Raw genomic sequence first — 4799 nt, forward strand, 5'->3', positions numbered from 1 at the left:
GTCGGGGATGCTGCGGGGTCATGAGTAGACCCGTGAGCTCTCCGCAGTCCGCGCGGCTCGTGTCGCGTGGCCGTGCCCGTCGTCCGCGTCAGCCGCGCGGCACCGTCCGTCGTCTGCGTCACTGGATCTGGCCCGCCGTGCTCGGCCTGACGGCCGGCGGGCTCCTCGTCGGCGCACCTGCCGGGGCCGACTCCGACCGGTCCGGGCTGCCCGAGGCCATCGACGCCGTCCTGGGCGACCCGCGCATGGAGGGCGGCGTCGCCAGCGTGGTCGTCGCCGACGCGGCCTCCGGTGACGTCCTCTACCAGCACCGGTCCAGCGGACGCCTCATGCCCGCCTCCAACACCAAGCTGCTCACCTCGGCCGCGGCCATGGAACTCCTCGGCCCCGACCACCGGTTCACCACCGACGTCCTCTCCGACGGCAAGCGGCAGGGGTCCGTGCTCCGGGGAGACCTGTACCTGCGCGGCACGGGCGATCCCACGACGCTCGCGAAGGACTACGACCAACTCGCGGCCAAGATCGCCGACTCGGGCGTACGGAAGGTGTCCGGGCGGCTCGTCGCCGACGACACCCGGTTCGACGCCAAGCGCATCGGTGACTACTGGAGCGGCGACGACGAGTCCGCGTACTACGCCGCGCAGATCAGCGCCCTGAGCGTCGCGCCCGACACGGACTACGACACCGGGACCGTGATCGTCGAGGTCGCGCCCGGCGCGAAGGCCGGGGACAAGCCGCGCGTCACCGTGACGCCGAAGACCGACTACGTGGACATCGACCTGCGCGCCACCACCGTCGCCGAGGGCGGCACCGATGCCATCACCGTCGAGCGGCAGCACGGCAAGAACACCATCACGGTCAGCGGCACCGTCCCGGTCGGCGGGGACACCACCAAGGAGTGGGCCACCGTCTGGGAGCCCACCGGATACGCCGCCGCCGTCTTCCGGGACGCGCTCGCCGCGCACGGCGTGAAGGTGAGCGGGCCGACCAGGACCGGCGTCGCCACCCCCAAGGGCGCCCGGCAGCTCGCCTCGCACGACTCCATGCCGCTCAAGGAGCTCATGGTCCCCTTCATGAAGCTGTCCAACAACATGCACGCCGAGTCCCTGACCAAGGCCATGGGGTACAAGGCGACAGGACGACCCGGCAGTTGGGACGACGGCATCGCCGCGATCGGCGGCTACCTGAAGACCGCGGACGTCGACCCGGGCAAGATCCGCCAGGTGGACGGCTCCGGGCTCTCGCGCAAGGACAACGTCGCCGCCGAGCAGTACATCAAGCTGCTGCGCTCGGTGAAGGGCGAGCCGTGGTTCGCCGACTGGTACGCGTCCCTGCCGGTCGCCTGCGCCCCCGGCAAGTTCGCGGGCGGCACGCTGCGCACCCGGATGTGCGGGACCCCGGCGGCCCTCAACGTCCATGCCAAGACGGGGACGCTGACGGGGGCGTCCGCGCTCTCCGGCTACGTCAAGGACAAGGACGGACGCGAGCTGGTCTTCAGCATCATCCTCAACAACTACATGCCCGCCTCCGTGAAGGCGCTGGAGGACGCCATCGTGGTGACGCTCGCGTCCTCGACCGCGGACAAGGCCGTGCCGGTCAGGCCCCGTTCGACGCGCGGGGCCGACGGGGACGGCGGCGAGCTGGAGTGCTCGTGGCGCAAGCCTGTGCGCTGCTGAGCAGCAGCGCCGCGCAGGCGGCGGCCACGGGCACCCCGTAGCCCGCGCCGGGCCCCAGGTGCTCCACGGCCCAGCCGCCGCCCGCCGCGCCGCACGCGATGCCCCCGAGGAGGCCGGTCACGGCGAGGGTCATGCCCTCGTTCAACCGCCCCTCGGGGGTGCGGTGCTGTACGAGCGTCATCCCGGTCACCATGGTCGGCGCCGTCGCCATTCCCGCGATCAGCAGCGCTCCGGAGAGGGCGATCAGCGAGCCCGTGACCGTCACCGCGAGCAGCGGGAGCGTCATCAGCGCGGCCATCGCGGCGACGCACAGGAGGTGCCGGCGCACGAGCGGCCCACGCGGCCTCACCGCTCCGTAGACGAGGCCCGCCGCGCAGGAGCCCGCGGCCTGCAGGGCGAGGATCACGCCCGCCGCCGCCTTGTGACCGCGCGCGTCCGCGAAGGCGATCGTGACGACCTCCAGGGAACCGAAGACGGCACCGGTGGCGAGGAAGGCGACCAGCAGAGCGGGCATCCCGCGCGCGCGGAGGGGCGATGACGCTTCGGAGGACGCGTCCGTACGTCCCTGGGGCGGCGGTTCCGTCGCGCGCTGGGCGGCGAAGACGAGCACGCCGGTCAGCAGCAGGACGACCCCGATCAACGTCCCCGCCTGGGGGAAGAGCGCGCCGCAGAGGAACGCGGCGAGGACCGGGCCGAGCATGAAGCAGAGCTCGTCGGCGGCCTGTTCGAAGGAGTTGGCGGTGTGCAGGGCCTCCCGGTCGTCCCTCAGGAGGTGCGCCCAGCGGGCCCGGGACATGCCGCCCGTGTTCGGGGTCGTGGCGGTGGCGGCGTACGACGCGAAGAGCGTCCAGTCGGGCGCCCCGAAGCGTACGCACAGCAGCAGCGAGAGCGAGCCGAGCGCGGCGATCGCGGTGGCGGGGACGGCGACGCGCGCCTGTCCGTGCCGGTCGACGAGCCGTGCCGTCCAGGGCGCCACGACGGCGGTCGCCGCGAGGCCGGTCGCGGTGACGGCGCCGGCCAGGGCGTACGAACCGCGGGCGCAGGAGATCATGATGACGGCGCTGACGCTGAACATGCCCATGGGGAGCCGGGCGACGAGGTTGCCCGCGGTGAAGGCGATGGCGCCGGGTAGCGCGAAGAGGCGGGCGTAGGGGTTGCGGGTCGGCCGGTTCGGGCGGGCCGGTCGCCGTGGTCGGTCCGGACGTGGTGGCCGGTTCGGTCGCGGTGGGCGGGGCGTGGTGGTCCGGGGGCTGTCGCGGGGCATGGCCCTCAGCCTCGCCGCGGGTGATCGACGGGGTCCAACACCTTCCGCGGGGCCATTCACGCGCCGTCGTTGTAAGTTCCTGCGGTGATACGACGCAGGTTCCCGCGATGACGCGGCCGCCGACGCCTCCGAGGCCGCAGGGGCCGCTGACGGTCCCGAATCCGCCGACGCCTCCGAAGCCGCGGCCGGCGCCGCCACCGACCGTGCCGCAGGGGCCGCCCCGCGACGTGGACCCCCGCCTGCTGCGCGGGTTCCTCGCCGTCGCCGAGGAGCTGCACTTCACCCGCGCCGCCGCCCGGACGTACGTGGCCCAGCAGGCGCTGAGCCGCGATGTGCGGCGCCTGGAGCGGGAGTTGGGCACCGAGCTGTTCTCGCGTACGACGCGGCAGGTCGCGCTCACCGCCGACGGCGAGCGGCTCGTCCCGTACGCGCGCCGCGTCCTGGAGGCGCAGGACGACCTGGTCGCCGCGTTCACGGGCGGCGCGCGACCGCTGCTCGTCGACCTGAACAGCCCGGGGCTCGCCTGCGGGCGCGTCCTGGAGCGGGCCCGCGAGCTCGTCCCGGACTGCGAGCTGATGGCCCGCTTCGAGAGCGGGCTCACCGGCGCCGCCGCCGAGATGGTCGCCGGGCGGCTCGACGTGTCCTTCGGACGGTACGCGGGACTCGACCCGGCGGTGCGGGCCCGGCTCGCGCAGCAGCCCGTGCGGTACGAGCCCATGGCGGTCCTGCTGCCCGTGGACCATCCGCTCACCGAACTCGACGCGGTGCCGCTGGACGCGCTCGCGGGGGAGTCCGTGTACGCGGGCGCGGGCAACCCGCGGACCCTGGAGTGGACCGACCTCGCGCACCGGCTCTTCGAGGGGCGCGGCATCGAGGTCGCACCGCCCGCGCCGCTCGCCGTGGGGCCCGAGGAGTTCGGCAGGATCATGGCGAAGAAGCGGAATCCAGCCCTCGTAGTCGTGGACTTTCCGGCCATGCCCGGCGCCGAGCTGCGGCCGCTGGTCGATCCGGTCCCCTTGTCTCCCGTGTCGCTGGTATGGCGAAAGGGCCTGATTCATCCGGGTGTTGCCGCTTTGCGGGAGGCGGCCGCGGAACTCGCCGCCGAGGAAGGATGGCTCCGAAAACCCCCGAACGGATGGGTTCCGGCCACAGATGCACTCATCATGATGAGTCAGAACTGACTGAGAACTACACCTGTCACTGCGGTGCGCTACATTCATGGCCTGGGCGCAGTGTGATAGGGGGAGCGCTCGGGTCGGGTGGGGGCCCGGTCCGGACGGCAAGTGCCCGGAGGTCGTGCGCGCGCCCGTTCAGTGATGTGGGGGGTTGTGCGTACGCATGGAAACTTGGCGAGAAGATGCCCTACCAGGCCATACCCATGATCCGAACGAGGTCACCGTTCAGATCGACGGTGTGGGGCGGCAGTTGGCGGACCTGCCCGCCGAAGCCGGCCAGGAGGGCGCGGCCGACGGACCGGTCTTCGTCGACGAGACGGGCCGCCGCGGCCGCAGATACCGCAGGATCGGCACGGTCGTCGGCCTCGTCTGCGCGGTCTACGCGGTGGTCATCGTCGGCACCCTGCTCTCCGGCAACTCCAGCGCGCCCTGGCTGCCGATGCCGGGCCCCAAGGACGACAGACCGGCCAGCAAGGTGGACACGCCCCACCGCACGGCGAATCCCGCCGATCCGTCCGCTTCGTCCGGCGTGACGCCGTCGCCCGGCGCGACGGACAGCGCCGACGCGTCGGTGTCGCCCGACGAGGGCGGCAGGCCCGGTCCTTCGCGGAGCGGGGGCGACGGCGGCGGGCCGGGCGCGACGGCCGACCCCGACCCGACGAACGGCGGGGGCGGCCGGCCCGA

3 protein-coding genes and 1 pseudogene are annotated in these 4799 nt (G+C 73.2%); 3 read left to right on the top strand and 1 reads right to left on the bottom strand.

Translation table 11 applies throughout. The features are described 5' to 3' along the window. Positions 1 to 20 precede the first annotated feature (20 nt). Positions 21 to 1676: a D-alanyl-D-alanine carboxypeptidase/D-alanyl-D-alanine endopeptidase gene (gene dacB / locus AOK22_RS01455; protein ID WP_055696680.1), complete on the top strand. Its 1656-nt coding sequence runs from the start codon at positions 21 to 23 to the stop codon at positions 1674 to 1676. Here dacB and AOK22_RS01460 read toward each other — a convergent pair. Continuing rightward, on the bottom strand, positions 1597 to 2940 hold the full coding sequence (locus AOK22_RS01460) for an MFS transporter (protein ID WP_079036261.1): 1344 nt from the start codon (positions 2938 to 2940) through the stop codon (positions 1597 to 1599). The two genes, dacB and AOK22_RS01460, sit on opposite strands and share 80 nt — an antisense overlap. 227 nt (positions 2941 to 3167) lie before the next feature. On the opposite strand from AOK22_RS01460, the gene AOK22_RS01465 reads away from it, so the two are divergent. Both AOK22_RS01465 and AOK22_RS42095 read left to right on the top strand, forming a co-directional pair. Further along, positions 3168 to 4121 carry a LysR family transcriptional regulator gene (locus AOK22_RS01465; protein WP_055696681.1) on the top strand — a complete coding sequence of 318 codons (954 nt, stop codon included), beginning with the start codon at positions 3168 to 3170 and terminating at the stop codon, positions 4119 to 4121. Between the two features lie 232 nt (positions 4122 to 4353). Beyond that, positions 4354 to 4799 (top strand): annotated as a pseudogene (locus AOK22_RS42095) (hypothetical protein); the annotation flags it as partial.

The organism is Streptomyces silaceus (assembly GCF_001419745.1).
Classification (GTDB): domain Bacteria; phylum Actinomycetota; class Actinomycetes; order Streptomycetales; family Streptomycetaceae; genus Streptomyces; species Streptomyces silaceus.

Coding starts and splice junctions, on each gene's coding strand:
- AOK22_RS01460 (WP_079036261.1), bottom strand. CDS start 2,940: ATGCCCCGCGACAGCCCCCGGACCACCACGCCCCGCCCACCGCGACCG.
- dacB (WP_055696680.1), top strand. CDS start 21: ATGAGTAGACCCGTGAGCTCTCCGCAGTCCGCGCGGCTCGTGTCGCGT.